This is a genomic window from Collinsella sp. CLA-ER-H10 (assembly GCF_040092475.1).
In the GTDB taxonomy this organism is placed as follows: domain Bacteria; phylum Actinomycetota; class Coriobacteriia; order Coriobacteriales; family Coriobacteriaceae; genus Collinsella.
In genome coordinates this window covers 103,439-120,294 of the sequence record NZ_JBBNLM010000005.1, presented here as the reverse complement: position 1 = coordinate 120,294, position 16,856 = coordinate 103,439, and the positions used below count along the sequence as shown (strand labels likewise).

Annotated in this window: 17 protein-coding genes, 2 tRNA genes and 1 pseudogene; 19 read left to right on the top strand and 1 reads right to left on the bottom strand. The window is 59.8% G+C overall.

Annotated features, from left to right (window positions below; all coding sequences use genetic code 11):
* Positions 1-111 precede the first annotated feature (111 nt).
* The 13 genes and pseudogenes from AAAX36_RS04000 (at position 112) to AAAX36_RS03940 (ending at position 13,359) form a co-directional block, all read left to right on the top strand.
* Positions 112-942 carry a transketolase gene (locus AAAX36_RS04000; protein WP_035137416.1) on the top strand — a complete coding sequence of 277 codons (831 nt, stop codon included), beginning with the start codon at positions 112-114 and terminating at the stop codon, positions 940-942.
* A 1-nt stretch (position 943) separates the two neighbouring features.
* On the top strand, positions 944-1,885 hold the full coding sequence (locus AAAX36_RS03995; protein ID WP_006235309.1) for a transketolase family protein: 942 nt from the start codon (positions 944-946) through the stop codon (positions 1,883-1,885).
* 504 nt (positions 1,886-2,389) lie between these two features.
* Positions 2,390-3,610, top strand: a complete 1,221-nt coding sequence (gene ftsE / locus AAAX36_RS03990; protein WP_022094244.1) for a cell division ATP-binding protein FtsE — start codon at positions 2,390-2,392, stop codon at positions 3,608-3,610.
* The gene (gene ftsX / locus AAAX36_RS03985; RefSeq protein WP_349074094.1) at positions 3,597-4,517 is read left to right on the top strand and encodes a permease-like cell division protein FtsX; all 921 of its coding nucleotides are present in this window, start codon (positions 3,597-3,599) and stop codon (positions 4,515-4,517) included. The genes ftsE and ftsX overlap by 14 nt, the downstream gene beginning before the upstream one ends.
* Positions 4,518-4,652: 135 nt before the next feature.
* Positions 4,653-6,788: an RNB domain-containing ribonuclease gene (locus AAAX36_RS03980; RefSeq protein WP_349074092.1), complete on the top strand. Its 2,136-nt coding sequence runs from the start codon at positions 4,653-4,655 to the stop codon at positions 6,786-6,788.
* A gap of 177 nt (positions 6,789-6,965) precedes the next feature.
* Positions 6,966-7,571: a recombinase family protein gene (locus tag AAAX36_RS03975; protein ID WP_138340470.1), complete on the top strand. Its 606-nt coding sequence runs from the start codon at positions 6,966-6,968 to the stop codon at positions 7,569-7,571.
* A gap of 115 nt (positions 7,572-7,686) precedes the next feature.
* Positions 7,687-8,259, top strand: coding sequence for a VanZ family protein (locus AAAX36_RS03970; RefSeq protein WP_349074089.1), 573 nt, complete (start codon positions 7,687-7,689; stop codon positions 8,257-8,259).
* 240 nt (positions 8,260-8,499) lie between these two features.
* Positions 8,500-8,682: pseudogene (locus AAAX36_RS03965) on the top strand (MurR/RpiR family transcriptional regulator); the annotation flags it as partial.
* A gap of 54 nt (positions 8,683-8,736) precedes the next feature.
* Positions 8,737-9,315, top strand: a complete 579-nt coding sequence (locus AAAX36_RS03960) for an SIS domain-containing protein (RefSeq protein WP_349074109.1) — start codon at positions 8,737-8,739, stop codon at positions 9,313-9,315.
* A gap of 10 nt (positions 9,316-9,325) precedes the next feature.
* The gene (gene murQ / locus AAAX36_RS03955) at positions 9,326-10,249 is read left to right on the top strand and encodes an N-acetylmuramic acid 6-phosphate etherase (protein WP_349074088.1); all 924 of its coding nucleotides are present in this window, start codon (positions 9,326-9,328) and stop codon (positions 10,247-10,249) included.
* Between the two features lie 57 nt (positions 10,250-10,306).
* Entirely contained in the window at positions 10,307-11,737 is a 1,431-nt protein-coding gene (locus AAAX36_RS03950) for a PTS transporter subunit EIIC (RefSeq protein ID WP_117757888.1), read from the top strand.
* 117 nt (positions 11,738-11,854) lie between these two features.
* Positions 11,855-12,907: a MupG family TIM beta-alpha barrel fold protein gene (locus tag AAAX36_RS03945; RefSeq protein ID WP_161115426.1), complete on the top strand. Its 1,053-nt coding sequence runs from the start codon at positions 11,855-11,857 to the stop codon at positions 12,905-12,907.
* A gap of 92 nt (positions 12,908-12,999) precedes the next feature.
* On the top strand, positions 13,000-13,359 hold the full coding sequence (locus AAAX36_RS03940; protein ID WP_148332038.1) for an arsenate reductase family protein: 360 nt from the start codon (positions 13,000-13,002) through the stop codon (positions 13,357-13,359).
* Between the two features lie 196 nt (positions 13,360-13,555).
* Here the strand turns inward: AAAX36_RS03940 and AAAX36_RS03935 are convergent, their stop codons facing one another.
* A complete protein-coding gene (locus AAAX36_RS03935) occupies positions 13,556-13,966 on the bottom strand; it encodes a hypothetical protein (RefSeq protein ID WP_006235322.1) in 411 nt (136 codons plus the stop codon).
* 276 nt (positions 13,967-14,242) lie between these two features.
* Between AAAX36_RS03935 and AAAX36_RS03930 the strand changes: the two genes are divergently transcribed.
* From AAAX36_RS03930 to AAAX36_RS03905, 6 genes are all read left to right on the top strand, one after another.
* Positions 14,243-14,316: transfer RNA gene (locus AAAX36_RS03930), tRNA-Gln, on the top strand.
* 17 nt (positions 14,317-14,333) lie between these two features.
* Positions 14,334-14,410 (top strand) — tRNA-Glu (locus AAAX36_RS03925).
* A gap of 94 nt (positions 14,411-14,504) precedes the next feature.
* Entirely contained in the window at positions 14,505-15,422 is a 918-nt protein-coding gene (locus AAAX36_RS03920) for a hypothetical protein (protein ID WP_271759129.1), read from the top strand.
* The gene (gene smpB, locus AAAX36_RS03915; RefSeq protein ID WP_006235325.1) at positions 15,412-15,882 is read left to right on the top strand and encodes an SsrA-binding protein SmpB; all 471 of its coding nucleotides are present in this window, start codon (positions 15,412-15,414) and stop codon (positions 15,880-15,882) included. The genes AAAX36_RS03920 and smpB overlap by 11 nt, the downstream gene beginning before the upstream one ends.
* A 206-nt stretch (positions 15,883-16,088) precedes the next feature.
* A complete protein-coding gene (locus tag AAAX36_RS03910; protein ID WP_349074083.1) occupies positions 16,089-16,592 on the top strand; it encodes a flavin reductase family protein in 504 nt (167 codons plus the stop codon).
* 88 nt (positions 16,593-16,680) lie between these two features.
* Entirely contained in the window at positions 16,681-16,824 is a 144-nt protein-coding gene (locus tag AAAX36_RS03905; protein WP_349074081.1) for a rubredoxin-like domain-containing protein, read from the top strand.
* Positions 16,825-16,856: the final 32 nt, after the last annotated feature.

The following is a 16,856-nucleotide window of genomic DNA, read 5'->3' as shown; positions in this document are numbered from 1 at the left end:
TAAAGCCATCAGTTTCCAGCATAATGAATGACGTACGTGCATTGCGGCTGTGTTGGGACTACCTTTCCGTGCCGTGCGCATTTTGTCTAATGAGGATGAAAGGAAGGCACAATGAGCGACGAAGAGCTCAAAAAGGTTGCCAACGAGGTAAGGAAGGGCATCGTCACCGGCGTGCACGCTGCCAAGTCCGGCCATCCGGGCGGTTCGCTCGGCGCTGCCGACATCATGACCTATCTGTACTTTGAGGAAATGAACGTCGACCCGGCCGATCCCCGCAAGGCCGATCGCGACCGTTTTGTGCTCTCCAAGGGCCATTGCGCTCCGGGCCTGTACGCCGTGCTCGCCGAGCGTGGGTTCTTCCCCAAGGAGGATCTCGAGACGCTGCGCCATATCGGCAGCCACCTGCAGGGTCATCCCAACATGAACGACACCCCGGGCGTCGACATGTCCACCGGCTCGCTCGGCCAGGGTATCTCCGCCGCCGTGGGTATGGCCGTTGCCGCCAAGCACTGGGGCGATACTTACCGCACGTACGCCCTGCTGGGCGATGGCGAGAGCGAGGAGGGCCAGGTCTGGGAGGCCGCCATGTTTGCCGGCAACCAGCAGCTCGATAACCTCTGCGTGATCGTCGACCACAACGGCCTGCAGATCGACGGCCCCGTCGAGGAGGTCAACGACCCCATGCCGCTCGCCGACAAGTTCCGCGCGTTCAAGTTCCACGTGGTGGAGCTCGCCGACGGCAACGACTTCGACCAGATCCGCGCCGCCTTTGCCGAGGCTCGCGCCACCAAGGGGCAGCCGACCGCCATTATCGCCGAGACCCTGAAGGGCAAGGGCGTGTCCTTTATGGAGAACCAGGTTGGTTGGCACGGCAAGGCCCCCAACGATGAACAGTTTGAGCAGGCCATGGCAGAGCTCACGGCCGCCGGAGAGGAGCTCTAGGATGGCAGACGTCAAAAAAATCGCCACGCGCGTAAGCTACGGCGAGGCCCTCGTCGAGCTCGCCAACGAGCACGATGACTTTGTGGTCCTCGACGCCGACCTGGCCGCCGCCACGCAGACCGGCAAGTTCAAGGCCGCCTGCCCCGACCGCTTCTTCGACGTGGGTATCGCCGAGAGCAACCTGATGGGCGTCGCCGCCGGTATCGCGACCACCGGCCGCGTTGCCTTCGCGAGCACCTTTGCCATGTTCGCAGCCGGCCGCGCTTTTGAGCAGGTCCGTAACTCCATCGGCTACCCGCACCTCAACGTTAAGATTGGTGCCACGCACGCCGGTATCTCGGTGGGCGAGGATGGTGCCACGCACCAGTGCTGCGAGGATATCGCCCTCATGCGCGTCATCCCCGGCATGACCGTGATTGTTCCCGCCGACGACGTCGAGGCCCGCGCCGTGACGCGCGCCGCCTACGAGTGCGACGGTCCGGTGTACATGCGCTTCGCCCGTTTGGCCTCGCCGGTTATCAACGACCCCGAGACCTACAAGTTCGAGTTGGGCAAGGGCATTGTCATGCGCGAGGGCGCCGATGTGACCATCATCGCCTGCGGCCTGATGGTCGGCGAGGCTCTCGAGGCCGCCGAGCAGCTCGCTGCCGAGGGCATCGACGCCGAGGTCATCAACATGCACACCATCAAGCCCATCGATGCCGACCTGATCGTCAAGAGCGCCACCAAGACCGGCCACGTCGTGACCGTCGAGGAGCATTCTGTAATCGGTGGCCTGGGCAGCGCCGTTGCCGACGTCCTGTGCGAGCAGTGCCCGACGCCCCTCAAGAAGATCGGCGTCAACGACACCTTTGGCGAGTCCGGCCCGGGTGCCGAGCTCTTGCACAAGTATGGCCTGGACGCCGCCAACATCGTGGCGACCACCAAGGAGTTCTTGGCATAAGGCAAGGCGGATCTCAAGGACTGCTTCGCCAGAACTATGGAAACCCGGCAGGGGCGCTCTCTTGGAGAGCGCCCCTGTTTCAGTTGCGGTGAAATAGGGACTGATTAGACCTTTTAACTGGTAAAACAGTCCCTATTTCACCGCAACTTATGAAGACGCCCCTCAAGCACGGTCCCATCAGGGAAAAGGGCATATATCGACAAAGCGCAATTCAGACCCTTCCAACTTTGTATATGCAGCACCCCAAGTAAAACACGGCGACCCCTTAGTTACCGCAGGCCGGACACAGGGCTACTCTCCAAATCTTTCCGCAGGACGGAGGAGCCCCCGCAGCGCGAAGCGCGCAGCGGGGGCTCCGACATGTCCGAGGACGATTTGGAGAGTAGCCCTGTGCCCGGCCGACGGGATCCCTAAGCACGCCATGCTTCTTATGTGCAGCAAAGCTAATACTGCTAAAATACAAAGCGCTCATGTAGTTTAAACGCACGACGATAAGGAGCACCAGTGGGTAACCACTTCCGTACCTCCGGTGCGGGCGATGATGCCCCCAAGACGCAGGCAGGCGTCCAGGGCAGTCGTTTCGCCACTCCGGATTCAGAGGGCCAGCCTGTTGCTCAGGCCCCCGCTCAGCCGGCAGATCAGGCACAGCCGGCATCCGATCCCTTTGCCTACAATCCAACCAGCGATGTCGCGCTTTCCGGCACGGCGGGTTTTGAGCCCGTTCAGGCCGTGACCGCTCGCGTGGAGCAGCCTCAGGCTGGTGCCGCCACGCCGCAGCCTACCATGGCCGGCATTCCCGACCCCTTGGCCCCTGCGACGCCGGCTCCTCAGCCTGCGCAGTCCGGTCTCTTTGCCGCTATTCCCGACCCCACGCAGCCTGCTGCCCCGGTGGTCGAGAGCGATCAGGCAGCCGAGGTCGCAAGCCTCGATAACGCGCTCAACAACCCCGATTTTACGTCGGTGTTTGCGCCCATCGATCCGCAGGCCAGCCGCAAGAAGATGGCCAAGCAGGCCGGTGTCGAGCCCGTCATCCTTATGGAGCATGTCACCAAGATCTATCCGGCACAGCCCAACAAGCCTGCACTCGACGACATCAACATCGAGATCTATCCGGGCGAGTTCGTCTTCCTGGTCGGTCACTCCGGCTCGGGTAAGACCACGCTGCTGTCGACGCTCAACCGTGACGTCAAGCCGACGAGCGGCCGCATCCTGGTTGCCGGTCAGGACCTCATGAAGATCAAGAACCGCAAGGTTCCGTTCCTGCGCCGCCAGATTGGCGCCGTGTTCCAGGACTTTAAGCTTCTGCCGCAAAAGACCGCCTACGAAAACGTGGCGTTTGCCCTGCAGTGCATCGGCAAGCCCAAGGGCGTCATTCGCAGCCAGGTGCCCGAGGTGCTGCGTCTGGTCGGCCTGGCCGATCAGATGGACTCGCTGCCCGACCAGCTTTCCGGTGGCGAGCAGCAGCGCGTTGCCGTCGCCCGCGCTATGGTCAACCGTCCGCCGCTGCTGATCTGCGACGAGCCGACGGGCAACCTCGACCCGGCGATCTCGCTGGGCATCATGAAGCTGCTCGAGCGTATTAACCGCACCGGCACCACCGTGATCGTCGCCACGCACGACCGCGAGATGGTCGATAGCATGCACCGTCGCGTGATCGCCCTCGAGGGCGGCCACGTTATTCGCGACCAGGAGAGGGGAGGTTACGGCAACTATGGCACCAACTAACGTGGGCTACTCCTTCAAAGAGGCAATCAGCCACTTCTTCCGTAACTGGACTACCTCGCTCGGCGCCGTCATCACGATCTTCCTTTCGCTGTTTATCATCGGCCTGTTCATTATGGGTTCCGCGATGCTGAACTCCGTGATCGGTACCGTCGAGGATCAGGTTGTCATTAATGCCTTTATTAGCGATGACGCCGATCAGGCAGACGTCCAGGCCTTTGAGGCCGAGCTCAAGACGTGGAGCAACGTCAAGTCCGTGACCTATAAGGATAAGGACGACGCGCTGGCCGAGTACACGAGCAAGATGTCGGGTAACGCCGACGCCACCATGAGCGCGCTCGACGGCCAGAACCCGCTGCCCGCCTCGTTTGCGATTGAGATGGACGATCCGTCTCAGGTCGAGAGCACGGCCAAGAAGCTCAAGAAGGATGCCGATTTCCAGAAGATCGCGGATGACGGCGACGTCAACGCGAGCGTGCTGTACGGCCAGGAGGAAGTGAGCCGCCTGTTCCAGGTGACCAACTACATCCGCATCGCCGCCGTGGTGCTCGTTGGCCTTCTGACCTTTATCGCATTCATCTTCATCAACAACACGATTCGCCTGTCCATCACGGCGCGTCGTCGTGAGATTGCGATTATGCGTCTGGTCGGCGCCAGCAACGGCTTCATTCGCGGCCCGTTTATCACCGAGGGCGTACTGCAGGCCATTTTGGGCTCGCTGCTTTCCATCGGCGTTCTGGAGCTGCTGCGCAATCTGATGATTCCGCGTCTGCAGGAGAGCATCGGCTGGATGTCGTTTGCCCTGCCGACGCAGTACTACCTGGTGACCTATGCTGCGCTGATTCTGGTCGGCGTGATTATCGGTCTCTTTGGTTCTGCCATTGCCATGCGCCGCTACCTGCGCGTGTAGGCATGCCTGGAATTCATCCCTTCCAACGGGTCGTCTCTTATGGGGCGGCCCGTTTTTTGATTCCTAGGGGACGGCAGGAAAGCGAATCATTTGGGTAGACTCTTTGGAGTTCGCAATCGATAGTTAGGAGGCGCCATGGGGCGCAATAACAAGCATAAGCGTGGAGCTCGCAATAAGCGCGGGCCGGTGCGCAGCGAACGCCGTCCGAGCCTGACCGGGCGCGTGCAGCTCCATGAGCATAGCGCCTACGTTGTAACCGAAAACGGCGACTACAAGGTCATGGGCCGCGGTAAGCGCGAGATCATGGATGGCGATACCGTTGCCGTGAGCATTAAGAACAGCCCGCACGGTGAGCGGCGCGCCGTGATCGAGGGCGTGGTCGAGCGTGCAGCCATAAGCGTGGTGGGTACGTACCAGACCGCCGGTCCGCTTGGTGTGATTGAGCCGCTCGATTCGCGCCTGAAGGCCGACTTCTTCATTTTGCCCGAGGATACCTCGGCGGATCGTCTGGGTGTCCACCCGGGTGATGCCGTTGTCGCGCGCATTTTGACCTACCCGACGCGCCTGGAATCGGGCACCGTGACGATCGAACGCCGCATTGGCGGAGATGACGCGCCCGATTTGGGCGTTCAATATGTGATGGCGCGTTACGGCTATACCGATAGCTATCCCGAGGCCGCGCTAGACGAGGCCGAGGGGCTTTCGCTCGATGTGTCCGCGGCGCTTAGGGACCCGCTCCGCCGCGATCTGCGCGACCGCTTTGTCATCACGATCGACCCGGTCGACGCGCGCGACTTTGACGATGCCATTTCGCTGGAGCGCACGCCCGTGGGTGGCTACAAGCTGGGTGTGCATATCGCCGACGTTTCACACTATGTGGCTTGGGACGGGCATATCGATCTTGAGGCTCGCCATCGTACGACATCGGTGTATCTGGCCGATCGTGTGCTTCCCATGCTGCCCGAACGCCTGTCCTGTGACCTGTGCTCGCTTCGCCCTGACGAGGACCGTCTTGCGTTTACCGTCGATATCGAGCTCGATGCACAGGGTCGCGTGCGGCATTACGATCCATACCCCAGTGTGATTCGCTCGCGTGTGCGTATGGACTATGACGGCGCCGAGGCGCTGCTGGTGCGTGCCGGCGCGGTTGAGTATTCGGTGCTGGAGGGTGCAGCCGAGGATGTTGCGGCTGCCGAGACCTCGCGCGAGGAAGCGCTTGAGCGCGGCCTTGCGTGCGAGGAGGCCGCCCGCGGCTACAACATCGACCTCGGCGATTTTCTTGTCGCCGCTAACGAACTCGCCGAACTTCGCCGTCGTATTCGTCGCGCCCGCGGCTCAGTCGATTTTGACACGGCCGAGATTCGCGCTCTATTGGATGAGGACGGAGTGCCCGTGCAGATTGTGGCGCGTGAGCGTTCGTGTACCACGTCGCTTATCGAGGAAGCCATGCTGCTCGCCAACGAGTGCGTTGCAGAGTGGCTGGCAGACCGTGATATCGAGGCCTGCTATCGCGTGCATGAGGATCCGAGCCCCGATAGCCTGCACGGTGCTGCCGTTGCGCTGGCGCAGCTAGGCATCATCGACGATCGCCGTGCTGCCGGTATTGCCCTGGGGAGCCCCGATGAGCTGCAGGCTGCAGTTGATGCTGCCGCCGGTACGGCCAACGCACCGCTCGTTAACACGCTGCTTCTGCGCAGCATGCAGCGCGCGCTGTACAAGCCGCGCAACGAGGGCCACTTTGCGCTCGCCGCGCCGTGCTACTGCCACTTTACGAGTCCCATCCGTCGCTACCCCGATCTGGTGGTGCACCGCGTGCTCAAACTGCAGTTGGCCTATGAGCAGCTCGGCGGCAAGGACGCCTTGGTCCGTACGCCGTGGCTGATCGGCAAGGGGCGCGAGTCGCTGCCGCGCATTCTGCCGCAGATCTGCCGCGCATGTAGCGATGCCGAGCGCGCGGCAGATGCCGCCAGCCATGCGACGCAAAAGATCAAGATTGCCCAGTACTATGAGGATCGCCTGGGCGAGCGCTATGCCGGAACCGTCTCGTGGGTTAGCAGCATGGGCCTCTTTGTGCGCTTGGACCTGACGCAGGTCGAAGGCTTGGTTTCGATTAAGAGCCTGGGCAACGAGTGGTTCGAGTTCGACGAGGACGCGCTTACTCTGACGGGCGCCGACACAGGCACCCGTTACGAGCTGGGGCAGCGCGTGATTATCGAGGTCTCACGTGTCAATACCACGCGTGGGCACTTGGACTTCAAGCTTATCCATTAGCCAAATCCCGACCGATGGTGGGGGAGCGGAGGGCGGCCTTTCGGGACCGCCCTCCGCATTTGAATCGTGGCTACCTTGCCGTCTGCTCGGCCGCCCGCTTACCTGCTATTTGAGAGGTAGAACCTACCAAAATAAACCTGTCCCTTTTTGGCAGGTTTACAAGAAAGCGGGGATGAGATGGCGACGGTGTACGGTTATGCGCGGGTGAGTTCGCGCGATCAGAACCTTAATCGGCAGCTGGATGCGCTGGGCGCCTATGGCGTGGGCTCGGCGAATATTTATGCCGACCATGCGAGCGGCAAGGACTTCGATCGGCCGCATTATCGCGAGCTGTTGCACGTCCTGGGAGACGGGGACGTGCTGGTGGTGCTTTCTATCGACCGACTTGGTCGTAATTACTCCGAGATTCTTGAGGAATGGCGACGCATTACCAAGGAGCTCGGGGTTGCCATTGTGGTGTTGGACATGCCATTGCTTGACACGCGCGCCAGGGCCAGCGGCGCGCCGGATGTGACCAACACCCTGATTGCCGATATTGTGCTGCAACTGCTGAGCTACGTGGCGCAGGTGGAGCGCGAGAATATCCATCGGCGCCAGGCGGAGGGAATTGCAGCGGCGCGGGCGCGAGGGGTCCGTTTCGGTCGACCTCGCAAGCCATGCCCTCCTCAGTTTGAGCTGGTGCGCGATAGCTATGAGGCGGGCGATATTACCCGCAGCCAGGCAGCAAAGTGCCTGGGCGTGTGCGTGGGGACGTTCGATCGCTGGATGCGCGAGGCGGGGTAGGGGTTTGCGTCGCTTCGTCGCTTCCTGTTGCGATTCAAATTTTGATACGGTGACGATGTCATTTGGGGCTACACTCGCTCATATTTAAAAAGACGGAGGTTGGCCTTTGGCGCACATGAAGAAAATAATCGGGTGGACCGCGATCGCTCTGTTCGCCGCAACGCTGGCGGGCATCTGGGTGCTGACGGAGCAAAACGCAGTGCAGACGTCGTTGCTGAGCGAGTCCACCGCGCGCGTGGTGGAGGGTCAGGCTGCGAGCGTTCAGGCTACCGGCATCACGGGTGAAACTCAGGCGGGGGACGGCATGACTGAGAGTACCAATCCGGCTGCCTCGACGGTCCAGCCTGGTCGACTTGCTTCCATTCGCATGTGGGTAGGCGCAAACGTCCGTCGCGTCGCCCATACCGTAGAGTTTTTCTTCGTCGGATTGTTCGCCTCGGTGATCGTGGTCTGCTTTTCCAGGCGTCCATGGAGTGTGTGTTCCCGTTGCGTGCCTGTGTTTCTCTTTTGCGCTGCCTGCTCCGTTGGCGACCAGGTGCATAAGATCTTTGTTCCCGGCAGGCATTTCGACGTTATCGATTTAGGATTCGATGCTGCGGGCTATGTCACCGCCATGCTGTTGGTATTGCTGGCAGCGGCGTTGGTGCGCCATGCGACTCGGCCGATCGGCGCCCATGCGAGGCGCTAGCCGGTAACAAACCCGTTTCTGATAATGCGACCTCGTTGAATTATTTTGTGTCGCGCGTATTTCCGAGCGGTCGGATTTGAGGGGCGAGCGGTAGAACGCTCGCCCTTTGTGCGCCACGATGCGGCACAATGTACCGCAAAAGCTGTTTGTATCCGGTACGAATCGTTCGTTGGTCTTTAATTCTACTCAACGGAGGTGTTTGAGATGGCAAACGGATTGCTTTAGCGGCTTCGCGAGCGTGAGCTCAGCGCGAGCCCGGCGGAACGCAACGTCATCGCATATGTAAGCGCTCATCCGCACGAGGTGGTCGGGCTGTCCGTCCGCGGTCTTGCCGATGTCACGTTCTCCTCGCCCTCGAGCATTTTGCGCTTTTGCAAGCGTTTGGGTTTTGCGGGCTACAAGGAGTTCCAGCGCGAACTGATTGCCGAGCTGGCGCTCTTAGGTGACAAGAAAGACGTAGCTCTCGAGGACATCTCCATGGATGACAGCGTCGAACGTATCGTGGGGAAGGTGATGAAAAGCAACGTGCGCACGATCGAGGCGACGGCACGAACGCTCGATTACACCGTCTTGGAGCGATGCGCGGCCCGTCTTAAGCGGGCACGCGCGGTCAATCTGTTCGGTATTGGTGCTTCTCGTTTGGTCGCGCATGACCTGGCGCAAAAGCTCATGCGTGTCGACAAAGAGTGCCATCTGTACGACGACTGGCATGATCAGCTCTTATGTGCCAAGAACATGCATGAGGGCGATATGGCAATCGCCTTTAGTTACTCGGGCTTGACGCAAGAGGTGCTGGACTGCACCGCCGAGGCTCAACGCCACAACTGTCCCGTTGTGGCCGTTACCAAAGTAGATGGATCATCCAAGCTTGCCACCATGGCCGATGCCGTGCTCGGCGTCGCTGCGAGTGAACCCTTGGTCCGCAGCGGTGCCATGGCTTCGCGTATGGCCCAGCTTATGGTTGTCGATGCCCTGTACGCTGCTTACGTTGCCAGCGACTACGAACGGGCGACGCATGTCATTAAACAAAACTACATCGAGAAACAGGAAAGATGAGGTGAATGAAATGCTCGATTTAACAAAATTCACGACCGAACAGTGTAATCAAAGGTCAATGGACCTCGATACGATGACATCGCTGCAAATCGTCACGACGATGAACGATGAGGATCTTCGTGCCGTCCAGTCGGTCACGAAAGTGTTGCCCCAGGTTGCCATGGCAATCGACTGGGCTGCTGAGGCACTCGAGCGCGGCGGGCGCGTCTTTTACATGGGCGCAGGCACCAGCGGTCGTCTGGGCGTACTCGACGCTTCGGAGTGTCCGCCTACGTTTGGCGTGTCACCCGATCTGATTGTCGGGCTCATTGCCGGAGGCGAGACGGCGTTTATCAAGGCTGTCGAAGGTGCCGAAGACAGCGAGGCGCTTGGCGCGAACGACCTGCGGGAGCGTGGACTCTCGGACAAGGATCTTGTCGTTGGCCTGGCGGCAAGCGGCCGTACTCCTTATGTGGTGGGCGGCCTTGCGTACGCCAAGGCAACTGGGTGCAAGACCATTGCAATTGCCTGCAACCAAGGGTCGAAGATCGGGGAGAGCGCAGATCTTGCCATTGAGCCCGTGCCCGGTCCCGAGGTGCTGACCGGCTCAACGAGGCTCAAGGCGGGAACGGTTCAAAAGCTCATTCTCAACATGATTTCGACCGGTGCCATGGTCAAGATCGGCAAGGTATACCAAAACCTGATGGTCGATGTGCAGCAGACGAACGAGAAGTTGGTGGTGCGCGGCCAGAACATCGTGATGGAGGCGACCGGCTGCACGCGCGAGCGCGCTGTTCAGGCGCTTGCAGATGCCGGCGGCCACGTAAAAACCGCTATTGTCTCGGTACTGCTGGACTGCGATGCCGAGCAGGCTGTGGTAGCTCTTGAGCGGGCGCGAGGCCATGTTCGTGCTGCGGTGAGTGGCCATGAGAAGAGCAATGCCGATGCCCAATAGGTGCGCGGCGTGAGCTGATATGACATCCAGACGAGATACCCAATACAAGGAGGAGTTATGACGAACAAAGAGCTGGCTCAAAAGCTGCTGGACCTTTTGGGCGGTAAAGACAACGTGCTCGCAAACGCGGCGTGCATGACGCGCCTGCGCGTGACCGTCAAAGACACGGGCAACGTCGACACGGAGGGTATTAAGGCACTCGACGGCGTGATGGGCCTGGTCGAGGACGACACGATGCAGATTGTGCTGGGTCCGGGCAAGGTGAATAAGGTGCTCGAGGAGTTCTCCAAGCTCACCGGCCTTGCGAAAGGCGTTGCTGACGAGAGCGTGGTTGACGCTGCGGCCACAAACAAGGCCGCGCAGAAGGCCAAGTACGAGTCCAAGCCGGTTCAGGCCTTCCTCAAGAAGATTTCCAATGTCTTCGTCGCCCTGCTTCCCGGCATCATTGCGGCTGGCCTCATCAACGGTATCTGCAACGTCATTAACGTCTCGACGGCAGGCGCGCTTGCAGGCGAGTGGTGGTACCAGGGCATTCGTTCCATGGGCTGGGCCCTGTTTGCCTATCTGCCCATCTTGGTGGGCTATAACGCGGCACGTGAGTTTGGTGGCTCCGCTGCGCTGGGTGGCATCGCCGGCATGATGTGTATCGCCAACAGCGCCATGCCCCTGCTTGCGCCTGGCGCGGCTGATCCTGCCACTGCCATTCTGCTGCCGCTCACCAGTGCGCAGTACAACCCTGCAGCGGGCGGCATGATCGCGGCTCTCATCGCTGGCGCATTTTTTGCCTGGATGGAGCGTCAGATTCGCAAGGTTATGCCCAACGCACTCGACACGTTCTTGTCCCCGCTGCTGGTGCTCATCATCGGCGCCTTTGCTCTGATGCTCGTCATCCAGCCGGTTGGCGCATGGCTGACGACTGCCATCTTTAGCGTTTTGACCTTTATCTTCGAGAAGCTGGGCGTCCTGGGCGGCTATATCCTGTCGGCAGGCTTCTTGCCGCTGGTTTCCGTCGGCCTGCATCAGGCGCTCACGCCGATCCACGCTATGCTCAACGATCCCGACGGCGCTACCAAGGGTATCAATTACCTGCTTCCCATCCTTATGATGGCTGGTGGCGGCCAGGTCGGTGCCGGTTTGGCGCTGTACTTTAAGACCAAGAACGCCAAGCTCAAGAAGTACGTCGCAGAGTCCATTCCCGTTGGAATCCTGGGTGTGGGCGAGCCTCTGATGTATGCTGTTACGCTGCCGCTCGTTCGTCCGTTTGTGACGGCCTGCCTGGGTGCCGGATTTGGCGGCGCGCTCGCGGCGCTGCTTCACATCGGCACGGTTTCTCAGGGCGTTTCCGGTCTGTTTGGCCTGCTGATCGTCGTTCCTGGCCAGCAACTCGGCTACGTTGCCGCTATGCTGCTTGCCTATGCCGCCGGCTTTGTCCTGACGTGGTTCTTTGGCGTCGACGAGCAGAAGATCAACGAGTTCTTTGGCGAGTAGTTTGATATCGCGAGCCGTGTTGCTCGGGGTTCGCGGCGCGCAGCAGATTTCTTGATGTTATGGTTGTGCCGGCGGGGCCAGCTGCTCCGCCGGCCTTTTTTAAAGGAGCGTTGAAGCGTGAAGACGGGTATTTCGATTTATCTTTCCAGCCCTCTGCAGGATATTGAGCGGACGATTGAGCGCGGTGCCGCGGCGGGTGCGCGCTATGCGTTCACCTCGCTGCATATTCCCGAGGATGGGGGAGCGGCGTATGCAGATAAAGTCCGTCATGTTCTGTCGCTGCTTTCCGCCCGCGGCATTGCGCTCATTGCCGATGTGGGGCCTCGCACGTGCGATTTGCTCGGGCTTGAGCGCATCGAGGACCTGCGCGATTTGGGGTTGGAATACCTTCGTTTGGACTATGGTTTTAGCGCCCAGCGGGTCGCGGAGCTGTCCGGTGTATTTCGCATTGTGGTCAATGCATCGACGGTGAGTTCTGATGAAATCGCATCGTGGCGTGAAGCCGGCGCCGATGTGACTCGTTTTGCCGCCTGCCACAATTTTTACCCCAAGCCTTATACCGGTTTAGCTCTTGAAGATGTTGCTCGGACGAATCTTCGTCTTGCGGCGCTTGGATTCGAAATCATGGCTTTTGTGCCGGGTGATGCTAACGTTCGCGGGCCGGTATTCGAGGGACTGCCGACGGTCGAGGCGCAGCGCGGTCGCGCGTCAAAGGTTGCTCTCAATATGCTTGAGCTTGCACATGGCGCCGATTGCGACATTGTGTTGGTCGGCGACCCCGATCTTTCCGATGCGGGCTGGGCGCAGTTTGCTCAAGTTTCCGCCGGATACGTGGACCTGCAATGCGAGCTTGAGCCCGGTTATGCCTATGTGCGCGGGCAGATTCATCACGATCGGCCCGACTCGAGTGTCCTCATCTTTAGGTCTCAGGAGTCACGTACGAAGCTTAAGCCGGATTCCGTGCCGACGGATGCCGGAGCCGGCCTGCCGCGAAAGGCGGGGTCGATCGCTGTGAGCAATAGCGGATATGGGCGCTACGAAGGCGAGCTTGAGATTGCGCGGGTCGATCTTCCCGGTGACGAGCGCATGAACGTTGCGGGCCATATCACGCCCGAGGCAATGGAACTGCTGCCGTTTATCAAGCGCGGATTCGGGGTACGGTTCGTTTAAAGTGTGACCCGCGGGCTACTATTGGCCCATCATACGAAGGCGCCTCGTGTGGCGTGTGCCTGCGTTGGCCGATCTATATTCGGAGGATTCCCATGACTGTACTGTTTGTTGGATATCCCAAGTGCTCGACCTGTAAGAAGGCCAAGGCATGGCTGGACGAACATGGGGTAGAGTATATCGATCGCGATATCGTTTTGGACAATCCCACGGCTGATGAGCTTGCGACCTGGATTGCTCGTTCGGGGCTGCCGGTGCGGCGCTTCTTTAATTCGTCGGGCATGAAATATCGAGAGCTGGGCCTGAAGGCGCGTCTGGATGCGGGCATGACGGATCGGGAGTGCTACGAGCTGCTGGCGACCGACGGCATGCTGGTCAAGCGTCCGCTGCTGGTGGGTGACGACTTTGCGATTCCCGGCTTTAGGGAAGCGGCTTGGGCCGAGGCGTTGCTGTAGCGGCTGCGGAAAGTGCATCCCGGAATTCGCTTCCAGAATGGGATGCACTTTCCCAAAGTGGCCGGTTGCGGAAAGCACGTCCCATTCTGAGCTTCGATTGCGGGACACGGTTTCCGGTTGAGGGCTCAACGGGAAAGTGGGGACCAGTTTGAGCTTGAAATCTGGGACGCACTTTCCGCCGGCGGGCCTGCCCCAGTCAGTCCGCCAGCTGTGCCCATTCGTGCGGATCGTAGACCTTTACGTGCTTGTTGGGCTTGCCGCTCCAGTACTCCTCGTCCATAAAGGGCAGATATGCCTGAACGCCAGGGCAGATAAAGGGAATCCGCTGCTGTTGCAGTCGCTCGCGCTGACGCTGCTCCAGGTGCGCCTCGGATATGACGGTCGGCATGCCGGACAGCTCGACGAGGCTTGCCTGGATTCGCTTAAGGTCGGGGAGTCCCGCGTGCCATGACATCCGCATGATCAAAAAGGATGCACGGCGGTATTTTGCCTGCACCACAGTAATGGCGGGGCGCAGTGTGGGATGGATTTTGTCCCGTTCGGGCCAAAGGTCAGCAGTGATCTCGAGGCCCAGGGTCTCCCATAGGTAATCAAGCTCTTCGTCCATGGCGCCTCGATATCTACGCGATCATTGATACTTCGATTGTGTTGCCTGGTGCTATCGTTTTCGCGGTAGAATCTGCCAACGGTTGACGGCTACCGCTCGCGGCGTTTTGCCCCTCGTGTACAGCGGTCGGCTTCACAGGTCCTTCACGGGTTGGACTAAATAAGGCCAATTTGACTGAATTTCAAAAAAGTCAAAATTGGGGCTTGCGTCACGGCGAGACTTCCCGTATATTTCTTTCTTGCGCAAAGGCACAGCCGAGCGCAGCGATGCAGTCATTGGGATGTCGTCTAATGGCAGGACAGCGGATTCTGGTTCCGTCAATGGGGGTTCGACTCCCTCCATCCCAGCCATTGCATTTGCTACATATGGCCCGTTCGTCTAGCGGTTTAGGACGCCGCCCTCTCAAGGCGGAGATCACCAGTTCGAATCTGGTACGGGCTACCAAAATTGAACGCCCGGGCCTCGTAAGAGACCCGGGTTTTGTGTATTGACCGTATATACGGCGCCTGCCGTATTTCGCTCAGATCGAGGAGTAGCCATGGATCTGCCCATCAGCTTGCAAGACATCACGTATGCCGAGAACTATCTGGCGCAGGGCGACCTGGCTACGGCGACGCCGCTGCTGGAGCGTCTGGTGGAGCTCGCCGAGGAGTATATCGACGCCGAGTGCAAGACGGAGGAGAAGCGCCAATACTTTAGCTTCGATAGCAAGTTTGAGCGCTTGGCCTATCGCCGCGTGGAGAAGGATCCGCGCGAGCTCGTGCAGGTCGAGGTGCCTTTTGACCGCCTGTACTCTGACATGGCGTTTGCCTACATTCGCCAGCAGGATTATGTGAGCGCTCGCAATGCCCTGATGCAGGCCGTGCGTTGGGACCCCATGAACTGCAACTATCGCTTGGATTTGGCCGAGCTGTTCCGCGCACTCGAAGACAAGCAGGAATGGGCATCGCTCTCGTTCTCGGTGCTGGAGCGTGCAAGCGATGGCAAGTGCGCCGCCCGCGCTTACGCCAATCTAGGTCAGTACTTCTTGGAGCCCGAGACCGAGAACGTTTCGGCTGCCGTGGGCTGCGCGCGTCTGGCGCTGCGCCTGGCGCCCAACGATGCGCATACGACGCGCCTGCTCAACAAGATCCATACCACCTATCCGGATGCCGCCGATGAGAGCGACGACCACGTGATGGGTGAGCTCGCCCTGCAGGGCGTGCCGACCTCACCTTCGGCCGAGATCGCCATCTGCCTGATCATGTGTGCGACCGATGCTGCAAGCGACGGCGACAAGCAGGAGGCGACGCGCCTGACGGTGCGTGCTCGCGACTTGGTGGGCGAGGAGGCCTGCGCGGCGATTATCAAACTGGTGCGCGAGAGCGATGCCGAGCTCAATGCCGAGCGCAAGGCAAAGCGCGCAGGTGCCGACAAGGGAACCGATGGCGCCAAGGAGGCCGGCGATGCCCAGTAAGCGTGAACGCAAGCTCATTTCTAAGAATCGCTCGGCGCATCACGAGTACTTTATCGATGAGACGTTCGAATGCGGTATTGAACTGAGTGGCACCGAGGTCAAGTCGATTCGCGAGCGCGCCTGTCAGATCACTGACACTTTTGCGTTGATCCGTGGCGGCGAGTGCTGGCTCGTCGGACTGCATATCCACCCTTATAGCCATGGTGGTGTGTGGAATCGCGATCCCGACCGTCGGCGTCGTCTGCTGCTGCACCGCAAGGAGATCGACTTTCTTGACGGCAAACTTCGCAACCGTGGTTATGCGCTGGTTCCGTTGGAGCTCTACTTTAATACCGACGGCCGCGTAAAGCTGCTGCTGGGTCTGGGTCGCGGCAAGAAGCTCTACGACAAGCGCGAGGACATGGCCAAGCGTGATGTCCAACGCGAGATCGACCGCGCCCTTAAGGAACGCAACCGCTAGGCACTCTGTATAAGTCGCGGTGGAATACGGACTGTTTTGCCTGTTTGAGGGGCTATTCAGTCCCTATTTCACCGCAACTGCGGGCGTCTCATCTTTCTTACTGTTCTGACACATATGTCTCAAAGGCGGCGTCCGTTATGGGTGCCGCCTTTTTTGTGGGTACATACATTCATGAGGTTCCAACCCGAGCTAGGGGAGTGATCGTTATGGACAAAACTGCGTTCTTTACCATGCCGAGCGGTCTGTACGTGGTGAGTGCCGCGGCCGACGGGCTGCGTGCCGGCTGCGTTATCAACACAGCGGTGCAGGTGACGTCCGCCCCGCCGCGCATCTCGATTGCCGTGAACAAGGACAATGTCACCTCGGGCGTCATCGCATCGGCCAAAGCGTTCGCGCTGACCGTGATCGATCAGACCGCCGACATGCTCTACATCGGTAACTTTGGGTTCCGCACCAGCAGCGATTATGACAAGTTTGCCAAATACGAGACCCGCGAGACGGCTCTGGGCATGCCCTATGTGCCCGAGCATGCGGCGGCCCTGTTTAGCTGCCGTTTGATCGACACTGTGGATGTGGGCACGCATCTGCTGTTTATTGGCGAGGTCGAGGATGCCGAGCGCCTGAGCGACGAGACGCCGCTGACGTACGACTACTATCACAAGGTGCTAAAGGGCAAGACGCCGCCCAAAGCCTCGTCGTATCAAGGCTAGAAATGTTCTAAAAATACTTGCATTATACTATTGAGAATATATACTAATAAGTAAGTACACCAGCAGTCACGTTCGAGAGGAGAACATCATGGCTGAGGAGAAGAAGACGTATAAGTTTGTGTGCACCGTTTGCGGTTACGAGGTTGAGGTCGACATGCCCGAGCTGCCCGAGGACTACGTGTGCCCGGTCTGCGGCGTCGGCCCCGATGAGTTTGAGCTTGTCGAGGAGTAGCTCGTAGACACACGACTTGCAACAACATATAG

Bases quoted from the DNA above. Each gene is read 5' to 3' on its own strand.
- AAAX36_RS04000 (WP_035137416.1), top strand. From the start codon at position 112: ATGAGCGACGAAGAGCTCAAAAAGGTTGCCAACGAGGTAAGGAAGGGC.
- AAAX36_RS03995 (WP_006235309.1), top strand. From the start codon at position 944: ATGGCAGACGTCAAAAAAATCGCCACGCGCGTAAGCTACGGCGAGGCC.
- ftsX (WP_349074094.1), top strand. From the start codon at position 3,597: ATGGCACCAACTAACGTGGGCTACTCCTTCAAAGAGGCAATCAGCCAC.
- AAAX36_RS03980 (WP_349074092.1), top strand. From the start codon at position 4,653: ATGGGGCGCAATAACAAGCATAAGCGTGGAGCTCGCAATAAGCGCGGG.
- AAAX36_RS03975 (WP_138340470.1), top strand. From the start codon at position 6,966: ATGGCGACGGTGTACGGTTATGCGCGGGTGAGTTCGCGCGATCAGAAC.
- AAAX36_RS03970 (WP_349074089.1), top strand. From the start codon at position 7,687: ATGAAGAAAATAATCGGGTGGACCGCGATCGCTCTGTTCGCCGCAACG.
- AAAX36_RS03960 (WP_349074109.1), top strand. From the start codon at position 8,737: ATGGATGACAGCGTCGAACGTATCGTGGGGAAGGTGATGAAAAGCAAC.
- murQ (WP_349074088.1), top strand. From the start codon at position 9,326: ATGCTCGATTTAACAAAATTCACGACCGAACAGTGTAATCAAAGGTCA.
- AAAX36_RS03950 (WP_117757888.1), top strand. From the start codon at position 10,307: ATGACGAACAAAGAGCTGGCTCAAAAGCTGCTGGACCTTTTGGGCGGT.
- AAAX36_RS03940 (WP_148332038.1), top strand. From the start codon at position 13,000: ATGACTGTACTGTTTGTTGGATATCCCAAGTGCTCGACCTGTAAGAAG.
- AAAX36_RS03935 (WP_006235322.1), bottom strand. From the start codon at position 13,966: ATGGACGAAGAGCTTGATTACCTATGGGAGACCCTGGGCCTCGAGATC.
- AAAX36_RS03920 (WP_271759129.1), top strand. From the start codon at position 14,505: ATGGATCTGCCCATCAGCTTGCAAGACATCACGTATGCCGAGAACTAT.
- smpB (WP_006235325.1), top strand. From the start codon at position 15,412: ATGCCCAGTAAGCGTGAACGCAAGCTCATTTCTAAGAATCGCTCGGCG.
- AAAX36_RS03910 (WP_349074083.1), top strand. From the start codon at position 16,089: ATGGACAAAACTGCGTTCTTTACCATGCCGAGCGGTCTGTACGTGGTG.
- AAAX36_RS03905 (WP_349074081.1), top strand. From the start codon at position 16,681: ATGGCTGAGGAGAAGAAGACGTATAAGTTTGTGTGCACCGTTTGCGGT.